This is a genomic window from Amorphus coralli DSM 19760 (genome assembly GCF_000374525.1).
Lineage (GTDB): Bacteria > Pseudomonadota > Alphaproteobacteria > Rhizobiales > Amorphaceae > Amorphus > Amorphus coralli.
Map to the genome: position 1 here is coordinate 474815 of NZ_KB894572.1, position 17752 is coordinate 492566.

15 protein-coding genes are annotated in these 17752 nt (G+C 67.8%); 7 read left to right on the forward strand and 8 right to left on the reverse strand.

Features of this window, described 5'->3' with window-relative positions; all coding sequences use genetic code 11:
- Nucleotides 1-74: 74 nt before the first annotated feature.
- Together C507_RS0110110 and C507_RS0110115 are read right to left on the reverse strand one after the other, a co-directional pair.
- A complete protein-coding gene (locus C507_RS0110110) occupies nucleotides 75-746 on the reverse strand; it encodes a DUF998 domain-containing protein (RefSeq protein WP_018699577.1) in 672 nt (223 codons plus the stop codon).
- A 127-nt stretch (nucleotides 747-873) separates the two neighbouring features.
- Nucleotides 874-1323: a MarR family winged helix-turn-helix transcriptional regulator gene (locus C507_RS0110115; protein ID WP_018699578.1), complete on the reverse strand. Its 450-nt coding sequence runs from the start codon at nucleotides 1321-1323 to the stop codon at nucleotides 874-876.
- A 433-nt stretch (nucleotides 1324-1756) separates the two neighbouring features.
- Between C507_RS0110115 and C507_RS0110120 the strand changes: the two genes are divergently transcribed.
- Entirely contained in the window at nucleotides 1757-2212 is a 456-nt protein-coding gene (locus C507_RS0110120; RefSeq protein ID WP_018699579.1) for a DUF1236 domain-containing protein, read from the forward strand.
- A 112-nt stretch (nucleotides 2213-2324) separates the two neighbouring features.
- Here C507_RS0110120 and C507_RS0110125 read toward each other — a convergent pair whose 3' ends face one another.
- Genes C507_RS0110125 through C507_RS22375 form a run of 3 tightly spaced genes read right to left on the reverse strand, consistent with a single transcriptional unit; the run spans nucleotide 2325 to nucleotide 6132 of the window.
- Nucleotides 2325-3095 carry an N-acetylmuramoyl-L-alanine amidase gene (locus C507_RS0110125; RefSeq protein ID WP_018699580.1) on the reverse strand — a complete coding sequence of 257 codons (771 nt, stop codon included), beginning with the start codon at nucleotides 3093-3095 and terminating at the stop codon, nucleotides 2325-2327.
- Nucleotides 3095-3793 (reverse strand): TerB family tellurite resistance protein, encoded by a 699-nt coding sequence (locus C507_RS0110130; RefSeq protein WP_018699581.1) that lies wholly within the window; start codon nucleotides 3791-3793, stop codon nucleotides 3095-3097. The genes C507_RS0110125 and C507_RS0110130 overlap by 1 nt, the downstream gene beginning before the upstream one ends.
- A gap of 11 nt (nucleotides 3794-3804) precedes the next feature.
- Complete coding sequence (locus C507_RS22375; RefSeq protein WP_018699582.1) at nucleotides 3805-6132, reverse strand: alpha/beta fold hydrolase; 2328 nt, start codon at nucleotides 6130-6132, stop codon at nucleotides 3805-3807.
- A gap of 175 nt (nucleotides 6133-6307) precedes the next feature.
- Between C507_RS22375 and C507_RS0110140 the strand changes: the two genes are divergently transcribed.
- From C507_RS0110140 to C507_RS22380, 4 genes are all read left to right on the forward strand, one after another.
- Nucleotides 6308-6775 (forward strand): Hsp20 family protein, encoded by a 468-nt coding sequence (locus C507_RS0110140; RefSeq protein ID WP_018699583.1) that lies wholly within the window; start codon nucleotides 6308-6310, stop codon nucleotides 6773-6775.
- Between the two features lie 178 nt (nucleotides 6776-6953).
- Nucleotides 6954-7721, forward strand: a complete 768-nt coding sequence (locus tag C507_RS20985; protein ID WP_018699584.1) for a trimeric intracellular cation channel family protein — start codon at nucleotides 6954-6956, stop codon at nucleotides 7719-7721.
- Nucleotides 7722-7863: 142 nt separating this feature from the next.
- Complete coding sequence (locus C507_RS0110150; RefSeq protein WP_018699585.1) at nucleotides 7864-9336, forward strand: pyruvate kinase; 1473 nt, start codon at nucleotides 7864-7866, stop codon at nucleotides 9334-9336.
- 172 nt (nucleotides 9337-9508) lie between these two features.
- Nucleotides 9509-12070, forward strand: a complete 2562-nt coding sequence (locus tag C507_RS22380) for a mechanosensitive ion channel domain-containing protein (RefSeq protein WP_156829243.1) — start codon at nucleotides 9509-9511, stop codon at nucleotides 12068-12070.
- Between the two features lie 7 nt (nucleotides 12071-12077).
- Here the strand turns inward: C507_RS22380 and C507_RS0110160 are convergent, their stop codons facing one another.
- The gene (locus C507_RS0110160) at nucleotides 12078-12833 is read right to left on the reverse strand and encodes an SDR family NAD(P)-dependent oxidoreductase (protein ID WP_018699587.1); all 756 of its coding nucleotides are present in this window, start codon (nucleotides 12831-12833) and stop codon (nucleotides 12078-12080) included.
- Nucleotides 12834-12928: 95 nt separating this feature from the next.
- On the opposite strand from C507_RS0110160, the gene C507_RS0110165 reads away from it, so the two are divergent.
- Nucleotides 12929-13831: an AraC family transcriptional regulator gene (locus C507_RS0110165; RefSeq protein ID WP_018699588.1), complete on the forward strand. Its 903-nt coding sequence runs from the start codon at nucleotides 12929-12931 to the stop codon at nucleotides 13829-13831.
- Nucleotides 13832-15070: 1239 nt separating this feature from the next.
- Here the strand turns inward: C507_RS0110165 and C507_RS23660 are convergent.
- Nucleotides 15071-15283, reverse strand: a complete 213-nt coding sequence (locus tag C507_RS23660) for a dihydroxy-acid dehydratase domain-containing protein (protein ID WP_425386851.1) — start codon at nucleotides 15281-15283, stop codon at nucleotides 15071-15073.
- On the opposite strand from C507_RS23660, the gene C507_RS0110175 reads away from it, so the two are divergent.
- Nucleotides 15284-15853 (forward strand): T4SS efffector SepA family protein, encoded by a 570-nt coding sequence (locus C507_RS0110175; RefSeq protein WP_026318991.1) that lies wholly within the window; start codon nucleotides 15284-15286, stop codon nucleotides 15851-15853.
- A gap of 172 nt (nucleotides 15854-16025) precedes the next feature.
- Here the strand turns inward: C507_RS0110175 and ilvD are convergent, their stop codons facing one another.
- The gene (gene ilvD, locus C507_RS0110180; protein WP_018699591.1) at nucleotides 16026-17699 is read right to left on the reverse strand and encodes a dihydroxy-acid dehydratase; all 1674 of its coding nucleotides are present in this window, start codon (nucleotides 17697-17699) and stop codon (nucleotides 16026-16028) included.
- Nucleotides 17700-17752: the final 53 nt, after the last annotated feature.

The window sequence follows — 17752 nt, forward strand, 5'->3', positions numbered from 1 at the left end:
GCGCAGAAGATGTGCAACTTCCCTTTGCACACGGGCGCGCGGGAAGGCGGCGAGTGTTGCGCGGACGCCGCAGGTCAGCGGTCTGCGGTGGCGGCACGATTCGAGCGATGGATGCGGCCGAGAAGCCAGACGCCGGTCAGCACGAACCAGAGCGTGGCGGAGATCGCGGCAACCCGCTCCATCCCACCGCGGCCGATGCCGAGATAGAGCCCTGTGGCGTAGAGGAGGAAGGCAACCACAACGATACTGCCGGCAGCAGCGCTGAACCAGGCGAGACCGGGCGCGCGCCGGCGACAGGCGAGGCCCATCATCATCATTCCGAGACCACCGGCACCGAAGTCGAGGGAGGCGCCGATGGCGTGGGCGGTCGGGCGGGTGTGGACATCGGCCACCCCGGCAACGATGGCGCCGAGCCCGGCGATCGCCAGAAGGCCGAGCCCGACCCGGCTGATCGCGCCGCCGGGCCAGGCGCGCCAGGTAAGAAGCGCGCCGGCCGTGGTCAGAATGCCGACCAGGATCAGTCCGGCGTCGAACAAAGGATGCAGCGGCGAGCAGACGGCGACCGGCTGCCCGCAGACCGGAATGCCGAGGGCGCTGATATCGTGGCGCGTCATGGAAAAAGCGGGGGCCGCGGTCTGCGCCACGAGCTGGATGGCGAAGAACTCGACGGTGGCGATCCACGCCCATGCGCCCGCACGGGTAAGACGGCCGGTATTGGCCGGTAATCCGGAAGTGTCTCGGGACAAGGCTGGGATCCGCGTTGGCTGTCGGGCGGCGCGAAGCACCGTTGCCTGCTCTTACGAGCGGCCAACGGCTGCGGATCGTTTGAAGGACGTCAGGCGCCGGATAGAGGCAGAGCCGCCGTCCGAGCTCTCAGCGGGAGACCGTCTCGATATAGGCGTAAAGATCGAGATTGCAGCGCGCCAAATAGTTGGCGAAGGCCGACATGTCCTCTTCGCTCCAGTCGGTGAAGAGCTCCTTCACCCGCTCAACCCGCACCTGGCGCATGTCTTCGACCAGACGTGCGCCCTTGTCCGTGCGCGCCACCCGGGCGATGCGCCCGTCGGACGGATCCGATGTCTTCTCGACGAGGCCGCGGGCCTCCATCGACGCGATCTGGCGGGTGACCGTGGTGCCGTCCAGGGCCAGCGTCGTCGCGAGTTCATTGATGTTCTTGGCGCCTTCCGCCAGCTGCAGCAGCAAAAGATAGGGCGCGCGATCGAGCGGATAATTGCGACGCCGCGTCAACGCTTCGAGCAGCCGCGTGAGCAGGACCATCTCGTGTTCGAGCTGATCCGCTGCCGCCTTGTTCCCGTCCCCCATCGCTCTTCCTCGAATCCCTCGTCCCAGTTGAGCGTCACAATAGCGCCAGAAAGAAAATTTGGCACCTTTTGTTACTCATTTAGGTGCCTAATACATTTAGTCCTCTTTGCGAGGAAAGTCGACTCACGCCGTTGTTGCAACCAAAGCGCTTGTTCGGGGCTGCGAATATTTGGACCGCAACCGTCGGACAACGATGTGGCCATCTGTTTCCTCATGCCGGGACGCGCTGGCAAATGTACGCGCCAACACCGCTGTTAAAGCGAACCGAGCAAAACTTTTTTCGGAACATCTGCGGGGGGCGTGCCGTTAGCCGCCCCGTGAACAGGCAAGAGCCAAGCATCGACGATGCAAGGTCTTGCCAGACGCTGAAACGACCGGCCTGCGCGGGCTTTGCTCGCGGTCGGGCCGGCAATCACAGCAAGGAGTTCCGACCATGAACAAGTTTCTTACTCTCGCATCCGCCGCAACCATCGCCGTAGCCGCCGGCATGGCGCCCGCGATGGCCCAGGACGCGACCGTGACCGGTGTGGCCGGCGGCGCCGCAACCGGCGCTGTCATCGGTGGCCCGCCCGGCGCCGTCATCGGCGCAATCGTCGGCGGCACCGCCGGCGCGTCCGTCGACACGGCCGAAGGCGAGATGAAGCAGGGCCAGGTGAACCGGGCGCACGTGGTGAAGCGGGTCCCCCGCGAGGTGGGATCCTACACCGTGAACAACCCGGCGCCCCGCACCAATGTCCAGCAGCCGGTTCGCATCGGCGAACCGCTGCCGCAGACGGTGCAGGTCGTGAAGGTTCCGAACCATCCCGACTACGCCTACGCCAACATCAATGGCCAGACGGTGGTCGTTGACGCCCGCAGCGGCGAGGTGCTCGGCGTCGTGAAGGGCTGAACCTCTTCTTGATCGAAGCGCTTCGGGCCTCGTGCCCGAGCCTGAAACGGGTCGGCCGTGCGCCGGCCCGTTTTTTCGTGTGCGGTCGGTGGGGGCGCGCCTGCCCAGAACGCTAGCGGTCGAGCGACAGCAGCCGGTCGAGCGTCTCCAGCGTGGAGAGGTCCGCAATCCCGTCGATGCGCTCGGGACGGAAATGGCGCTGGAATGCGGCGACCACCGTTGCGGTGCGCTCGTCGTAACGGGCCGTTTCGTCCAGCACGTAGCCGAAAGCCGCGAGCCCGCGCTGGATGCGGGCCACGATCTCGCCGCGATTGCCCGGCCGCAGAGCGGGCCCGTCTTCCGTCACCGGGACCGGCGGCACGAAGGCACCGATGCCGGCCTGGGCGAGCCGCTCCCACGGGAAGCGTTCGCCGGGATCAATCTTGCGGCCCGGCGCGACGTCGGAATGGCCGATGACGTTGCGACCGGGAATGCCCCAGCGGCCCATGATCCTCAGCACCAAGCCCCGGACCGCTTCGATCTGGTCGTCGGGGAAGTCCACGTAGCCGTGGTCGTGGCCGGGATTGGCGATCTCGATGCCGATGGAAGCGGCGTTGACGTTGCGGATCGCGTGCCAGCCGGAAACGCCGGCGTGCCACGCGCGGTCAGCCTCATCGACCGACTGCACGATGCGACCGTCCTCGAAGATGAAATAGTGGGAGGAGACCCTGGAGGCCGGGTCGCAAAGCCAGGAAAGCGCGCCTTCGGCCGATGGCATGCCGGTATAGTGGAGGATGACCAGCGACGGGCGAACGCCTTCCCGGGAATCGGTGTTGGGGGAGGGACGCCATGCGGCGTGCGGATCGCGGCCTGGGCCACCGGCGCCGGGTTCGGTTTCGCTCATCAGGAGATCCCGCGCTCGCGACGGATCTGTTCGTAGGCGCCGTTGATCGCTGCCAGCCGGTCGTTTGCGATGTCGACAAACTCCGCCGGCACGCCACGGGCGATCATCCGGTCGGGATGGTGCTCGCCGACGAGCTTGCGATAGGCCCGTTTGATCTCCTCGGGATCGGTGTCCGGTTCCAGGCCGAGCACGTGATAGGGGTCGTGCTCGCCCTGACGCACGTGTCGGGCGCGGATGCGCCGGAACTCGGTCTCGTCGATCCCGAAGATGCGCGAGACCTCCTCCAGAAAGCCGAGCTCGTGTTCGTGGACGATCCCGTCGGCGGCGGCGATGTTGAAGAGCACGTCAATGACATCGCCGCGGAAGGCCGGGTCGTCGGGAAACAGGCGGGCGATGCGCTCGGCGTAGATCTCGAAGCCCGCCACATCCTGCTGGGCCAGCCGGAAGAGGCGCTCGATGTTGCGTTCCTCGCCTTCCGGGATCTGCACGTTGCGCCGGAACTCGGCGATCTCGGAGGATGTGACCACGCCGTCGGCCTTGGCCATCTTGGCGGCCAGCGCGACGATGGCCGCCGTGAAGGCCACGGCATGGCGCTCCTCCTCGGTGCCGGCGACCCCCTCCACGAGGCGCTCAACGATGTCTGCGCTGGCGGTCTGGATATCCTGAACCGCCGCGGTCATGCGCGACCAGATGGACATGCCGGCCGCCCCTAGCGCTTGCCGGACTTGCCGCGCCCGCGCTTCACCGGGCGGGGTGTCGGGCGGGCGGCCTCGCCGATGGACCTGCGCGAGCGGATGGCACCGTCGGGCTGCGCCGCGGCAGGGATGCCGGCAGCATCTGGCTCCGCGCTCCGTGCGTCTATGGTGGATTCGGTCCCGGCTTCGCCTGTCGCGCCGACCCGGGTTTCCCTTTTCGCGGACGTGGCCGCATCGCCCGGTGTGTCGACCTGGCCGCGAGCGTCACTGTCGGTCGCGGCGGGTACCGGCTCGTCCGTCGCTGGCGCAGCGGTCACAAAGCTGATGGTCGCGGTCGTGGTCTCCGCCTTGCCATCGTTTTGCGATTGAGCCGGATCGATGCTTCCGGGCTCGGCCGGCGCGCCTGTCTCCGGCAAATCGTCCGGAGTAACGGAGGCTGGGGCGGCCTCGCTCGGAAGCTGGTCTTCGCCCGCGGAGGTGTTCGCTGAATCGGATCCGTTACCGCGGCGACGGAAAAGCCGACCGACCCGGCCGTTGCGCTTGCCGGTCGCTGTTGCGTCGTCGGCAGCCGCTGCGTCGCCGGCTCCCGTCGAACTGGCCTCCGGCGCGGGTGCGTCCGTGGTCCCGCCGGCATCCCCAGACGCCGGTTCGGACGCGTCGGACGTCCTCTCCCCAGGCTGGTCTGCCCGCGTGGCCTCGGCGACCAGAGAGGTGGCCGCGACAAGCGCCGCTTCGGCCGAAACATGGTCAGGATCGGGTTTGCTGGCAGTATCTTCCGGCGAGGCTGGAGGGTCGGTCGCGACGGGCGTCGCCGCCATATCGTCCGTGCCATTCGCCGGGACATTGTCCCCGCCGTTGCCGCTGTCGGCGCCGGTTGTCGCAGCCTGCGGTTGCGTGCGCCTGCGCCACCGGAAGAAGGAAAAGCCCTGGCGTTCGCTCTCCGCGGCATCGGGCGCGGCGGGCGCCAGTGCAACGGGGTCTTCCGTCGTGGTGGCGGGCGGCTCGGCGGGCTCTGGCTGGCGGGCCGGGTCAGACCCGGCCAAGGCGCTGGTCCCCGTTTCTGACGCGGTATCGGCATCCGGCCCGGCCTCGGCTTTCGGCGCCGACTGCACTTCGGCCGAAGGCCCGATCTCGGGCGTTTTGTCGTCTGCCTCAAGCGCCTTTCCGGCCTCGACGGCGTCGGCGATGGCCTCGGACGAGGCGGTTTCGGGAGAAGGCGCCTCGGCCGTTGCCGTTTCCACGGCAGAGCCTTCCGCGTCCTCCGCCTCGGTCGCTGCGGGCGCAAGCGCCACGCCGGCGGCAGCAGGCGCTCCGTTAGCCTTCGCCGGCGGCGCAATCTTCACCTTCGGAGCGGCGATGTCGGTGGCCAGCCGCAGATCGGAGCCCGGCACGAAGGCGTCGAAGGCCGCCCAGAACAGGGTGCGAAACGCGGTGCGCTCCATCAGGATCTCATGGCGGGCGCCCGGAATGAAGACCCGGCCGCCGGCGCGCAGCGTCTTGGCGAAGCGTTCGATGGCGCGAACGGACACCACCTCGTCCGTGCCACAGGCAACGACCAGGGTCGGGATCTTGATCTCTTCGCCGTAGCCGGGCTCCGTGAGGGCTCGGGTGGCGCGGTTGGCCGCCGCGTACCAGCGGATGGTCGGCGCCCCGAGGCCAAGACGTGGCTCGGTGCGCAGAACCGCCTGAGCGCGGGCGAAGCGGCGCTGGTCGGATGTCACGGGATTGCCGTCGAACGGCATGTCCTGGGGCGCGGGTGCGCGGCCCGGCCGGACTGACCGCCGGGCAAGACCGATCCCGGCGGCGAATCCGCCGACCGTCTTCGCCCAGGGGCTGGAGGCGCGCCTGTCCGCGAACTCGATGAGGGGGGCAGTCAGCACCATCCGCTCGATCTGGTCGGCGAGCCGCGAGGCGCCGAGCAGGGCGACGGTGGCGCCCATCGAATGAGCAAGAAGATAGAAGGGGCGGGGCAGGCCTTGCGCGGCAGCGCCTGCGACGGCGGCCTCCAGATCGTCGACATAGTCGTCGAAGCTGGCGACGTGGCCCTTGGCCGGGTTGCGCAATAGGCGGCTCGATCCCCCCTGGCCGCGCCAGTCGAAGGCGGCAACGGCGAAGCCGCGCGCCAGCAGATCCTCGATCGTCTCGAAATATTTCTCGATGAACTCGGCCCGGCCGGTGGCCAGCACGATGGTTCCCTCCGGCTCGTCGACAGCAGCCGGCCAATAGGCTGCCCGAAGCCAGACCTTGCCCCTCGACAAGTAGAGCCACCCGGATTTTCCGCCCTTAGGAAGCGGGTTTTCCTCGATGTCGACGAGGGTCGGCTCGGCAGCGTTTTCGGCCATTCTCGGCGCCTTCGGAACTCTTGCACCCCGGAAAGGATGAACCCATATCACGAAACGCGGACGCCCGTAGAGGGTCCGCGCCTTCGGGGTTACCGCTCTGCCACGGATTGGAGGGCGGGTCATCCGGCAGAAAACCGGACCGGAGGATTCAACGTCGCTTCATTGGAGGACATCCATGCGTCATTACGACCTGAGCCCCCTTTATCGTTCGACCGTCGGCTTCGACCGGCTGTTTTCGATGCTCGACCAGGTGGGCGCCCCCGATGCGGGCTCGACCTATCCGCCTTACAACATCGAGCGCACCGCCGAGAACGACTATCGGATCACGATGGCCGTTGCGGGATTCGCGAACGACGACCTCTCCATCGAGGTCCGCGAAAACACGCTCACCGTGAAGGGCGAGAAGCTGGCCGAGAGCGAGGAGAACAAGGACATTCTCTATCGCGGCATCGCGTCCCGCGCGTTCGAGCGGCGCTTCCAGCTCGCCGACCACGTTGTGGTCAACGGCGCGAGCCTCGAGAACGGTCTTCTGCATGTCGAGCTGAAGCGTGAGATCCCCGAGGCCAAGAAGCCCCGGCAGATCGAGATCCAGGCTTCATCGGCCAAGCAGAAGCAGATCGAGGCCGAGGTGGAGACCGCGTAACCCGCACGGTTTCCGACTTCGGATCGAATGACTGACACCGACGGGGCGCTCCGGGAAACCGGGGCGCCCTTTCACCGTGTGCGGCCGCCTGCCTCATCCCAGATGCCCCTTGTCGAAATCCTGCAACCCGAGGATGGTATGCCGGGTGAATGTGGGATGCAGGCTGTGGAGGCCGGGGTTGATCGATCATCATCTTCAGGCTCTTGCCGGGCAGGACTGGTTCCTGGCCGTGGATCTCCTCGGGACCTTCGCCTTCGCATTGTCAGGCGTGATCATCGCGCGGGAGGAAAACTACTCCTTCTTCGGTTGCCTGGTGATGGCGCTTCTGCCCGGCGTCGGCGGGGGATTGATCCGCGACGTGATCCTCGACCGGTCGCCACCCGCCATCATCGAATCTCCCGTCTATGTGCTGCTCATCCTGGCAACGGTGGCCCTGTCGATCGGCTTCCTGAAGACCATCGATAGGCTGCGGGGCCGCTCGCTGGTCTTCTTCGATCTGGTCGCGTGGTTCGTGCAACAGCGCAGGCGCCTGCCTCCGATGACGCTTCTCGGCGTGTCCGACGCCATCGGCCTGGCGACCTTCACCGTGATCGGCGTTCTGGTGGCGCACCGATACGACGCCGATCCGCTCTGGCTCTGGGGACCGGCATTCGCGGCACTGACGAGTTCCGGCGGCGGGATCGTGCGTGATGTGGTGCGTGCGCGGGCCGACAACCCGACGCTCAAAGGCGCCTTCTACGCCGAGATCAGCGTCTTCTGGGGCGCCGTCTACTCGGTGTTCATCGTGTGGATCGAGCCGCTGGCCTGGGTAACATTGCCGGTCATCATCGCCGCCACGCTGTTTGTCATGCTGGGCGCCTTCTCGATGCGGATGGTCGCGATGCGCCGCAACTACCGGGCGCCGCTTGTCAGCGCGGGGCGCCTGGCGCCGCGGGAAAACTGGTAGGAAAGCCTCGGCCATTGGTTCGGCCGTCACGAGGTTGGACCGCGGGGTCATAAAAGCGCAGCCGAGCGTTCCTAAGGCTGGTGGAAGAGTGACGGTGGCGCCGTCGGCCAATGGCGCGCCGCAAACCGCCGAGGAACGTGCCATGCCGGATCCCGCCCGCCTGCTTCGTGACGTCGACGGCCTGATCGACGAGGTCGGCGGGGCCGCGACGGCGCGGCTTGCGGACTGGAAGGCATGGGATATCCGCCCCGAATTCCGCGGCAGCGTGGAGAACCTGGCCGCCTACCTGGCGCTCCGACAGCATGATCTGCGGCCGCTGCAGCGCTCGCTGATGGCACTCGGACTGTCCTCCCTGGGCCGGCTGGAAAGCCGTGTCCAGCCGACGCTCGGATCCGTACGGGCAGCCCTGTCGGCCCTCAGCGGCGAGCCGGTGGACCAGCCCGGCGATGAAGCGGTCTTCTTCGCCGGGGAGGAACGGCTCAAGGCGCGGGCCGACCGCCTTTTCGGGGCGCGGCCACCCGGCCGTCCGACCGCGCTTATGGTGACGTGTCCGAGCCTGGCGGCAGACGATCCGGTTTTCATGCTGGAACTGGCGGAGCGCCGTGTCGACGCCATCCGGATCAACTGTGCCCATGACGATGCCGCGGCCTGGAGCCGGATGATCGCGCATGCCCGCGACGCGGAGGCTGCGACCGGCCACCGCATGCGGGTGTTCATGGATCTGGCCGGGCCGAAGATCCGTACCGGGTCGCTGATGCTGCGCGAGGGGCGGAAGCGGGTGGGGGCGGACGACCGGATCGCGGTCGTGGCTCCCGGCGCCCTGCCGGCGACCCTCGAGCCGGGCGTCACCGCAGCTGTCGAATGCACGCTGGTGGAGGCGCTGGAGGCGGTGCGGCCCGGCGAACGCGTCTTCATCGACGACGGCAAGATCGCGGCGGTGGCGGAAACCTCGGAAGCGGGCGTGCTGACGCTCCGGGTGACGCGCTGCGATGGCGGAGACGCCAAGCTGAAGCCGGAGAAAGGGCTGAACTTTCCCGACACCGCGCTTTCCGTGCCGGCGCTGACGGAGCGCGACGAGGCAGACCTCGCGTTCGTGGCACAGCACGCCGATGCGGTCGAATATTCCTTCGTCCAGTCCGCCGAAGACGTGGCCCGCCTGCAGACCGCGCTCGCCGTGGCCCGGCCAGACGGCTGGGAGGAGATTGGTCTGGTCCTGAAGATCGAGACGGCACGGGCGGTGCGCAATCTGCCGGGCATCGTGGTGCGGGCCGGGGCGCAGCAGCCGGTGGCGATCATGATCGCCCGCGGCGACCTCGCCATCGAGATCGGCTTCGCCCGGCTTGCGGAAATGCAGGAAGAGATCCTGTGGATCGGGGAGGCGGCGCAGGTGCCGGTGATCTGGGCGACCCAGGTTCTGGAGCACTTCGTCAAGAAGGGCGTGCCGAACCGCGCGGAACTCACCGACGCGGCGATGGCGGTTCGCGCAGAATGCGTGATGCTGAACAAGGGGCCGTTCCTGCTCGACGCGCTAGACGCCCTGGTTGGCCTGCTCGGGCGCATGGGCGACCACGTCCACAAGAAGACGCCGCAGCTGCGTCGGTTGGGCAGCTGGTAGGCCCGCCGGGTCCGGCGATCCGGCAATCCTGTTTCCGGCGTAAGGACGGGACCGGGGCGTCCGGCGACGCGGCATCCGGTTCGCCGTCGCGGGCGGCGTTGGAGCAACGGGTTGAATTCGCTTGCCACTTCTGTGTGAGGAGGAACGGCACTAGGCTGGCCGGAGCTCGCCCGTGCACAGCGAAGGACCGACGATGCCGTTTGCCGTCACCCTGCCGTCGCAGCCCGCCGGACACCGCCGGAGGCCGAAGGCGCCGGCCACCGTGGTGCTGGTGGCGCTCGCCGCGCTCGTGCTGGCGATGGGATTGGCCGGCGCACCGGCCGCCGCAGCCGACTGGACCGGAACCTGGGATACGCGCTGGCTGGGGGGTGGTGCCCGGCTCTACCTGCGCCAGGACGGCGATCAGGTCACTGGCCGCTATTCCGCCTACAGCGGCCGGCTGGAGGGCGCAGTCGACGGCAATACGCTGACAGGCACCTGGACCGCGCCGAAAGGGTCCGGCTCGTTCGAGTTCATTCTTGCCGACGATGGCCAGAGCTTCGTCGGCCGGTTCGGCAAGAACCAGTGGTGGAGCGGCGCCCGCATTCAACCGGACCATGACCGCAACCTGCGTGCGCTGCAGGCGACGCCGGCGGAGACGCTGCGCACGTTCCTCGTGGCGGCCGAGGCGGTGCAGAACGGCCGGCTGGAATATCAGGACGACCTGATTGCGCTGCTGCTGTTTCCGGACGGCGCGGAGGTCAATCACGTCCGCGAGCTCGGTCCGCTGGCGCTTCTCATGGACCAGTTCACCGTCGATCCGGACATCTTCGACGCCGAGCGGCCGGAGGGCGATCAGTCCGTGGTGACGCTGACGCGCTATGACGGCCGCACCCTGGATCTCCGGTTCGAGCGACTCGGCCAGCAATGGTTCATGGTCGCGCCGTCGGCGGACGACGTCCGCACCATGCTCGACAGCATTCTTGAGGAATCAGAGGGAAAACGCGTCGCGGGAGCCGCAGGCGCCGACATGACCACCCCGCGCGGCACAATGGAGACTTTTCTCGACGCCATACGGGCAGGCCCGGCCACGCAGGAGGTGGCGATCAGCACGCTGGATCTCTCCGAGATGCCGCCGGTCATCCGAGATCGCGAGGCGCTGCTGGTCGCGGAGTATCTGAACGAGGTGCTGGCCCGGATCAGCGAGGTGATCTTCCAGGTCATCCCCAATGATCCGCGCTCCCGCGAACCCTTCGTCTATTTCACCCACCCGGCCGGCGACATCGTGCTGGCGCCGGTGGCAACCAGCGACGGGGTGCGCTGGAAGTTCACGCCGGAAACGCTGCGATCCATCCGCTCGCTGTACGCGGCGACGGAGAACTTCCCTCCGGCGGTGCGCATCCTGCCGTATGACGCCCACTCCAAGGCGCCGTATTTCCGCATCCGTGCGCTCATCGCCTCGGTGGCCCCGGTCGGATTGCGCTCGGTCGGGCCGCTGGAGATCTGGCAGTGGGTGGCGCTGACGGCGGTGTTCATCGGCGCGGCGCTGGCGGCGTTCGTCATCGGTGCACTGGTCGTGCTGCTGGCCCGGCTGTGGCGGCGCGACGCCGGCTACCGCGCCCGGGCGCACGTGGTGTGGGGCATCCGTCTGATGGCCTTCGGCGCCGTCGCCTATGCAGGCATGACCGTGCTCGGCCTGCCGTCGCAGTTTGCAGGCGTGGTGAAGACGCTGGCGGTGCTGGCGCTGATCCTCGGCTCCATTCCGCTCGAATTCTGGCTGATCGACCGCGGCCGCGCGGGCTTCTCCGATGCCGGGCTGATCAGCGCGCGCGGCGACATTCTCGCGTCGCTGCTGGTGGGCGTGATCAAGGTGCTGGTGATCAGCGCCAATATCCTGCTTCTGGCGGAGGCGTTGCGCATCCCCTACGGCGCGGCGCTCGCCGGCCTTGGCATGGGCGGCATCGCCATCGCGCTGGCGGCCCGTTCCACCCTGGAGAACGTCATCTCCGGATTCATCCTGTTCGCGGACCGGCCGGTAGACGTGGGCGAGATCGGCCGCTTCGACGGGCGCATCGGCACCATCGAGCACATCGGCCTGCGCGCCACCACGATCCGGACCCTGGAGCGCACGCTGGTGGCGGTGCCCAACTCCGAGTTCGTGAACTTCCACCTGGAGAACTTCACCCGCCGCGACAGGGCGCTGATGCGCGAGACCTTCGCGCTGCGCTCCGAGACGACGCCGGATCAGCTGCGCTACATCCTCGCCGAAATCCGCAAGCTGCTTGCCGCCCATCCGAGGGTCAGCACGGAAACGGCCCGGGCGCGTCTCACCGGCATCGTCGACAACCGGTTCGAGATCGAGGTCTACGCCCAGATCGAGGAAACCGAGTGGCCCGACTTCCTGGCCGCCCAGGAGGACGTGATGCTGCGGCTGGCGGACATCGTCGAGGCGGCGGGAACCGACTTCGCCTTCCCCGGCCGGACGCTCTATCTGGGCCGCGACCCCGGTGTGGACACCGACCGGGGCGGCGAGGCGGGCGACACGGTCGCCGCCTGGCGCAGGGAGGGGCGGCTGCCCTTTCCCAATCTCACCGCCGAGGAGATTGCCGCCATCGAGGGCAGTATCGCCTATCCGCCAGAGGGCGCGCCACCGCTGTCGGAACAGGCGGTTCCGGAACGGACCGAGGCACAGGTGCCCCGGTCCCGCCGTTTCTGGCCGTTTTCTCGCATCCGGCGCGGCCGAGGCGAGGGGTGATCCCGCCTCAGGCGGCGTTCGCGAGCGCCACCGCATCGGCGCCAGCCGGCAGCCGCATCGGGCAGGCGGGATCGGTGGCTGCCCGCCACACCGCCTCGGCCACGTCGCCGGACAGGGTGAGGTCGCCCGCCTCCTGCTGCCACGCGGCGAAAACGGCCTGCGCCATCGGCTGATAGGCCTCGGGAATGTCGAAGCCCATGCGCTCGCGGGCATTGTCGGCAAAGGCGGTGTCCGGCGCCCGGCCGGGCAGCACGATGCGGGCGCGCACGTCGAACCCTTCCAGCTCCAGCGCCAGACACTCCGTGAAGGCGTTCACCGCCGCCTTGCTGGCCGTGTAGACCTGCAGCAGCGGCAGCGGCAGGAGCGTGACCGTCGACGTCACGTTGACGACGACGCCCGACCGCCGCTCCCGCATCTGCGGAAGCACGGCGCGCGTCATGGCGATGGTGCCGAGCGTGTTGGTGTCGAACACCTCACCGATCATCCGGTCCGACAGACCCTCGACGGCGTTGAGCAGCCCGACGCCGGCGTTGTTGACCAAAACGTCGATGGGGCCGGCGGCGGCCACGGCGGCCGCGATGCTGTCCGCGTCGGTGACGTCGAGCGGCAGGACCCGCATGCGGTCGGAGACGGGCAGCAGGCCCTCGCGCGGGGTGCGCATGGTGGCGATGACGGACCAGCCGCGGTCGTGGAAGAGGCGGGCCGTTTCCAGGCCGAAGCCCGACGAGCAGCCGGTGATCAGAACGGTTTGGGTGGTGGTCATGGACAGAGCCTCCGTGGGGGGAATGACGAGAGGCTAGGCGGCAAACGCCGGACGATCTATAATTCCAAGTCCGAATTTCATTGGGATTCGTCCAGATGTCCGACCCGCTTGCCCAGATCGTCGGGCTGCTCAGGCCGAGCGCCTCCTTTTCCAAGCAGGTGATCGCCGGCGGCCGCTGGATCGTGCGCCGCACCGATGTCGGCCGGCCCTTCTACTGCGCCATGCTGGAGGGCGACTGCCTGCTGAAGATCCCGGGCGAGGCGCCGGTGCGCATCGGCGCGGGCGACTTCGTGCTGGTGCCCATGGCCCAGGACTTCACCACCACCAGCCTGCCGCCGCCGCCCGACGGCACCCGCTCGCTACGCACGGAAATCCGCCCCGGCGTGTTCCGGCTCGGCGACCCGGAGGCGCCGCCCGACGCGCGCATGCTCGTCGGCCACTGCCATTTCGGCTCCGACGATGCGAGCCTCCTGGTGCCGCTCCTGCCGCGCGTGGTGCACGTCGTCGGCGAGGGCCGCCTGACCACCCTGCTGGAGCTCATCGCCGGCGAGACGCGCGCCGCCCGGCCGGGCCGCGACGTGGTGCTGGAGCGACTGCTGGAGGTGATGCTCATCGAGGCGCTGCGCTCCACCACAGGGCCCGACGCGCCGCCCGGGCTTCTGCGCGGACTGGCCGACGCGCGGCTCGCCATCGCGCTGCGCCAGATGCACGCCCGGCCGACCGAGGCGTGGACGGTGGCCGCGCTTGCCCGCGCGGCGGGGCTGTCGCGCTCCACCTTCTTCGAACGCTTCCGCCGCGAGGTCGGCACCGCGCCGATGGACTATCTGGCCTCCTGGCGCATGGCGCTCGCCAAGGACCTGCTGCGCCAGGGCCGGGCCGGCGTCGCCCAGGTCGCCGAGCGCGTCGGCTACGCCTCCGCCAGCACCTTCAGCGTGGCCTTCACCCGCCATGTCGGCATGCCGCCGGTGGCGTACGCGCGCGGGCAGCGGGCCGGGTGAGGGGAGGGAGGGGTAAACAGGCAGGCCTCAGCCCGCAGCCCTGGATTCCCGCCTGCGCGGGAATGAGCGGAGATTTGAGGCAGCGGTCGGTGTGAACCAACCTCTGCCTCTCCGGACAGCACCAACCAGCGCGCGACCGCGCGCCGGCCGGAGGCCGCCCTCGCGGAGCGATGAGCGAAGCGAATTCGCGTGAGCGGAAAAAACCGCAAGCGCACTCGGCGTGAGGGGCAAAACAAACACCATCACCCCCGCGCCGCGTCCGGCCGGGGTTTTCCAGAAACAGGGATCGGTGGGGCGCAAAATGGCGGCCATCCGATTTGTATTTTTGCGGTCGCCCTTCGGCGCCCCACCCTGACGTTCGAACCGATGCGGCCACCCACTTTCCTGGGCTGAAGGAGTCGGACCTTCCGCCCCTCCACCGGGCCGCGGACGCCGCGCAGTCGCGAGTACCTCTACTGGGGCGGTTCGCGAGAACCGCGTCTTCGAGGCCATGCACGGCGCGTCCCGCCTTTTGTCCCGGCGGACCCACACGCCATCGGTACACCCAGCCCGCCCGTCCGTTACACGGGCCGCAGCCAGGCCGTCAGGCCCTCGACCCACGTGGCGGACGGTCCGGACACGGCTCCCAGCGGGTCAAGCGACGGGAGGAAGGATACGGGAGGATTGAGGGGGCGGGGATAAGATGGGGGTGAGATTGGCTTTTGGTGCGCTCACGTGGAATTTGCGGCCTGATTTGTTTTCCGCTCACGCCGAATGCGCTGGCGCGCATCGGCTCCGCGAGGGCGGCCTGGGTTTTTGGGTCGCAAAGCCGGACGGCGAACCGGTTCCCACTTCGCCTGGCTTTGCTCGGCCGGCGCGCGGTCGCGCGCTGGTGGGGGTATGCGGGGAGGGCGCGTGAGCGGCGGGGTGCAGTCCAGCATGGCCTTGGTCGGGTCCCTGGAGCCGGCCCCATCTTCCGCTCATTCCAGCGAAGGCTGGAATCCAGATGTGGCGGACGATCGGGGCTGCAGTGCGGGAGGATGGGCGCAGCCGCCCGCCGAGTGCCTCATCCCACTTCGCCGCCTGCAGCAATCTCGGCAACTGGATTCCAGCCTTCGCTGGAATGAGCGGAGTTTGGGGGAGAGGGGTGGAGAGGATCGTCCGCCAGTTTGGTAATCGCGTGAGCACCCAGCTGTTAGCGAATCCGATGGGGCACTGGACGGTCCGGACGCGACTGCCCAAGAGCTTGAACTGCCGGACCTATTCCTCCGCGTCGATGGTGATGGAGTCACGTTCGCTCGCTAGGGCGATGGTGCCGCCCTCGATGGCCTCCGGGGCAACGTGGCCGACCACCCTTCCCAAGTGTAGCCGGAAGGCCGACGTTCTCGTGCGATAATATGTTACATATTCTGGTTGAAGCCGGTTCAAACAATATGTAACATATCCGTCTCGAGCGAACGGATGGAGCGCCACATGATGCCGGTAATTAGGGTCAACGATGCCACCTTTGCCGATCTAAGTACCCTCAAGACATGGTACGACACTAAGACCCCAAGCGAGACCATTGACCGGCTCGTCCAAATAGCGATGGAGGAACTTGGTATAGAGCGGGGCGAGGGATCAGGTGAGGATGCTGCCACTGCCAGCAATGGCGCGATGCAGTTCGACACAGCCCCGGGACTTGCCTTCACAAAGCCGCTAGCCGCGTCAATCAACGGCCATTCACCGCAGAACCTAAACTGGTCTGCCATTTTGCTCGCCGTCATTAGCCAGGTGAAGGCAAAGGGGAGCAAAGGCGAGGATCTGGTCCGCCAACTATCAATTCCAGCAAGGGCGACACAGTACGAGGAAGATGGGTTCAAGTATCACCCCGACCTCGGCATTTCGCTTCAAGGGCAGTCGGCGTCTGACTGTTGGAAGGAAGTCGACCGTCTTGCCAAAAAATGGCGCATTCCGGTGGTGGTTGAGTTTCGCTGGCGGGATAATCCGAAGGCCCAGTACCCAGGGCGGATTGGGATCCTCAGATCAGGTGGCGCTAAATAGCGGTATTCACGACAATACGGATACCCAACGCTGGATATTTGCAGCCTTTAGGGCGGCCGATGGGCCGCCCTTTGTGCATTGCAGTGGTGACCTAGAAAGTCAGGTCGCCATCCAAGTTTTTCTCATCGCAATCCCGGACGGAAAACCGGTTCCCACTTTTCCTGGGATTGCTCTAGTTCGTCGCAGCGCCCTCGCTGGCGCTTTTGGCCAGCTTGGCGAACTTGGCGAGCACGCCGCGGGTGTAGCGCGGCTCCGGCTTTTTCCAGGCGGCGCGGCGGCGCGCGATCTCCGCGTCGTCGACGTTGAGCTGCAGCTTCAGATCGTGCGCGTCGATGGTGATGGAATCGCCTTCCTCCACCAGCGCTATGGTTCCGCCCTCGATGGCTTCCGGCGTGACGTGGCCGACCACCATGCCCCAGGTGCCGCCGGAGAAGCGGCCGTCGGTGATCAGTCCGACCGTCTCGCCCAGGCCGCGGCCGATGAGGGCGGAGGTGGGCGCCAGCATCTCCGGCATGCCCGGCCCGCCCTTCGGGCCCAGATAGCGCAGCACCAGCACGTCGCCGTGGGTGATCCGGTCGTTGAGGATCGCGTCCATCGCCGACTTCTCGTCGTCGAAGACCCGGGCCGGGCCGGTGATGACCGGGCTCTTCAGGCCGGTGATCTTGGCGACGGAGCCGCCCTCGGCGAGGTTGCCCTTGAGGATCGCCAGGTGGCCCTGCTTGTACATCGGGTCGGAGATCGGCCGGATGACCTCCTGGTCGGCGCGCGGCTCGTCCGGCACGTCGGCGAGCTCCTCGGCCAGCGTGCGGCCGGTGATGGTCAGGCAATCGCCGTGGATGTGGCCGGCGTTGAGCAGGATCTTGAGGACCTGCGGGATGCCGCCGGCCTTGTGCAGGTCGACCGCCATGAAGCGGCCGGACGGCTTCAGGTCGCACAGCACCGGCACCTCGCGGCGGACGCGCTCGAAGTCGTCCAGCGTCCACTCCACCTCGGCCGCGTCAGCAATGGCGAGATAGTGCAGCACGGCGTTGGTGGAGCCGCCGGTCGCCATGATCAGCGCCACGGCGTTCTCGATGGACTGTCGGGTGACGATGTCGCGCGGCTTGATGCCCTTCTTCACCGCCTCCACCAGCACCTCGGCAGAGCGGGCGGCGCTGTCGACCTTCTCCTGGTCGGGGTTGGCCATGTCGGAGGAATAGAGCAGCGACATGCCGAGCGCCTCGAAGGAGGAGCTCATGGTGTTGGCGGTGAACATGCCGCCGCAGGAGCCGGAGGACGGGCAGGCGTTGCGCTCGATGCCCTCGAAGTCCTCGTCGCTCATCTTGCCGGCCTTGTAGGCGCCGACCGCCTCGAAGGCGGAGACGATGGAGAGGTCCTGGCCCTTCCAGCGGCCGGGCTTGATGGTGCCGCCATAGACGTAGATCGCCGGCACGTTGGAGCGGCAGATGCCGATCATGCCGCCGGGCATGTTCTTGTCGCAGCCGCCGATGACGACGACGCCGTCCATCCACTGGCCCTGGACGCAGGTCTCGATGCAGTCGGCGATCACCTCGCGGGAGATGAGGGAATATTTCATGCCCTCGGTGCCCATCGACATGCCGTCGGAGATGGTCGGCGTGCCGAACATCTGCGGGTTGGCGCCGGCGGCGCGGATGGCGGCATCGGCGGCGTCGGCCAGGCGCTGCAGGCCGGCGTTGCAGGGCGTGATGGTCGAGTGGCCGTTGGCGATGCCGATCATCGCCTTGGAGAAGTCTTCCTTCTTGTAGCCGAGCGCGTAGTACATCGCGCGGTTGGGCGAGCGCTCGACGCCCTGGGTGACGTGCTTGGAACGGTCGTTGGCGGCCATGTCGGTTTCCTTCCCCGGTCGGCTTGTCTGGTCAGGCGCTCCCGGTGCGCTCC

Coding starts and splice junctions, on each gene's coding strand:
- C507_RS0110115 (WP_018699578.1), bottom strand. CDS start 1,323: ATGGGGGACGGGAACAAGGCGGCAGCGGATCAGCTCGAACACGAGATG.
- C507_RS0110120 (WP_018699579.1), top strand. CDS start 1,757: ATGAACAAGTTTCTTACTCTCGCATCCGCCGCAACCATCGCCGTAGCC.
- C507_RS0110125 (WP_018699580.1), bottom strand. CDS start 3,095: ATGAGCGAAACCGAACCCGGCGCCGGTGGCCCAGGCCGCGATCCGCAC.
- C507_RS0110130 (WP_018699581.1), bottom strand. CDS start 3,793: ATGTCCATCTGGTCGCGCATGACCGCGGCGGTTCAGGATATCCAGACC.
- C507_RS22375 (WP_018699582.1), bottom strand. CDS start 6,132: ATGGCCGAAAACGCTGCCGAGCCGACCCTCGTCGACATCGAGGAAAAC.
- C507_RS0110140 (WP_018699583.1), top strand. CDS start 6,308: ATGCGTCATTACGACCTGAGCCCCCTTTATCGTTCGACCGTCGGCTTC.
- C507_RS0110150 (WP_018699585.1), top strand. CDS start 7,864: ATGCCGGATCCCGCCCGCCTGCTTCGTGACGTCGACGGCCTGATCGAC.
- C507_RS0110160 (WP_018699587.1), bottom strand. CDS start 12,833: ATGACCACCACCCAAACCGTTCTGATCACCGGCTGCTCGTCGGGCTTC.
- C507_RS0110165 (WP_018699588.1), top strand. CDS start 12,929: ATGTCCGACCCGCTTGCCCAGATCGTCGGGCTGCTCAGGCCGAGCGCC.
- C507_RS0110175 (WP_026318991.1), top strand. CDS start 15,284: ATGATGCCGGTAATTAGGGTCAACGATGCCACCTTTGCCGATCTAAGT.
- ilvD (WP_018699591.1), bottom strand. CDS start 17,699: ATGGCCGCCAACGACCGTTCCAAGCACGTCACCCAGGGCGTCGAGCGC.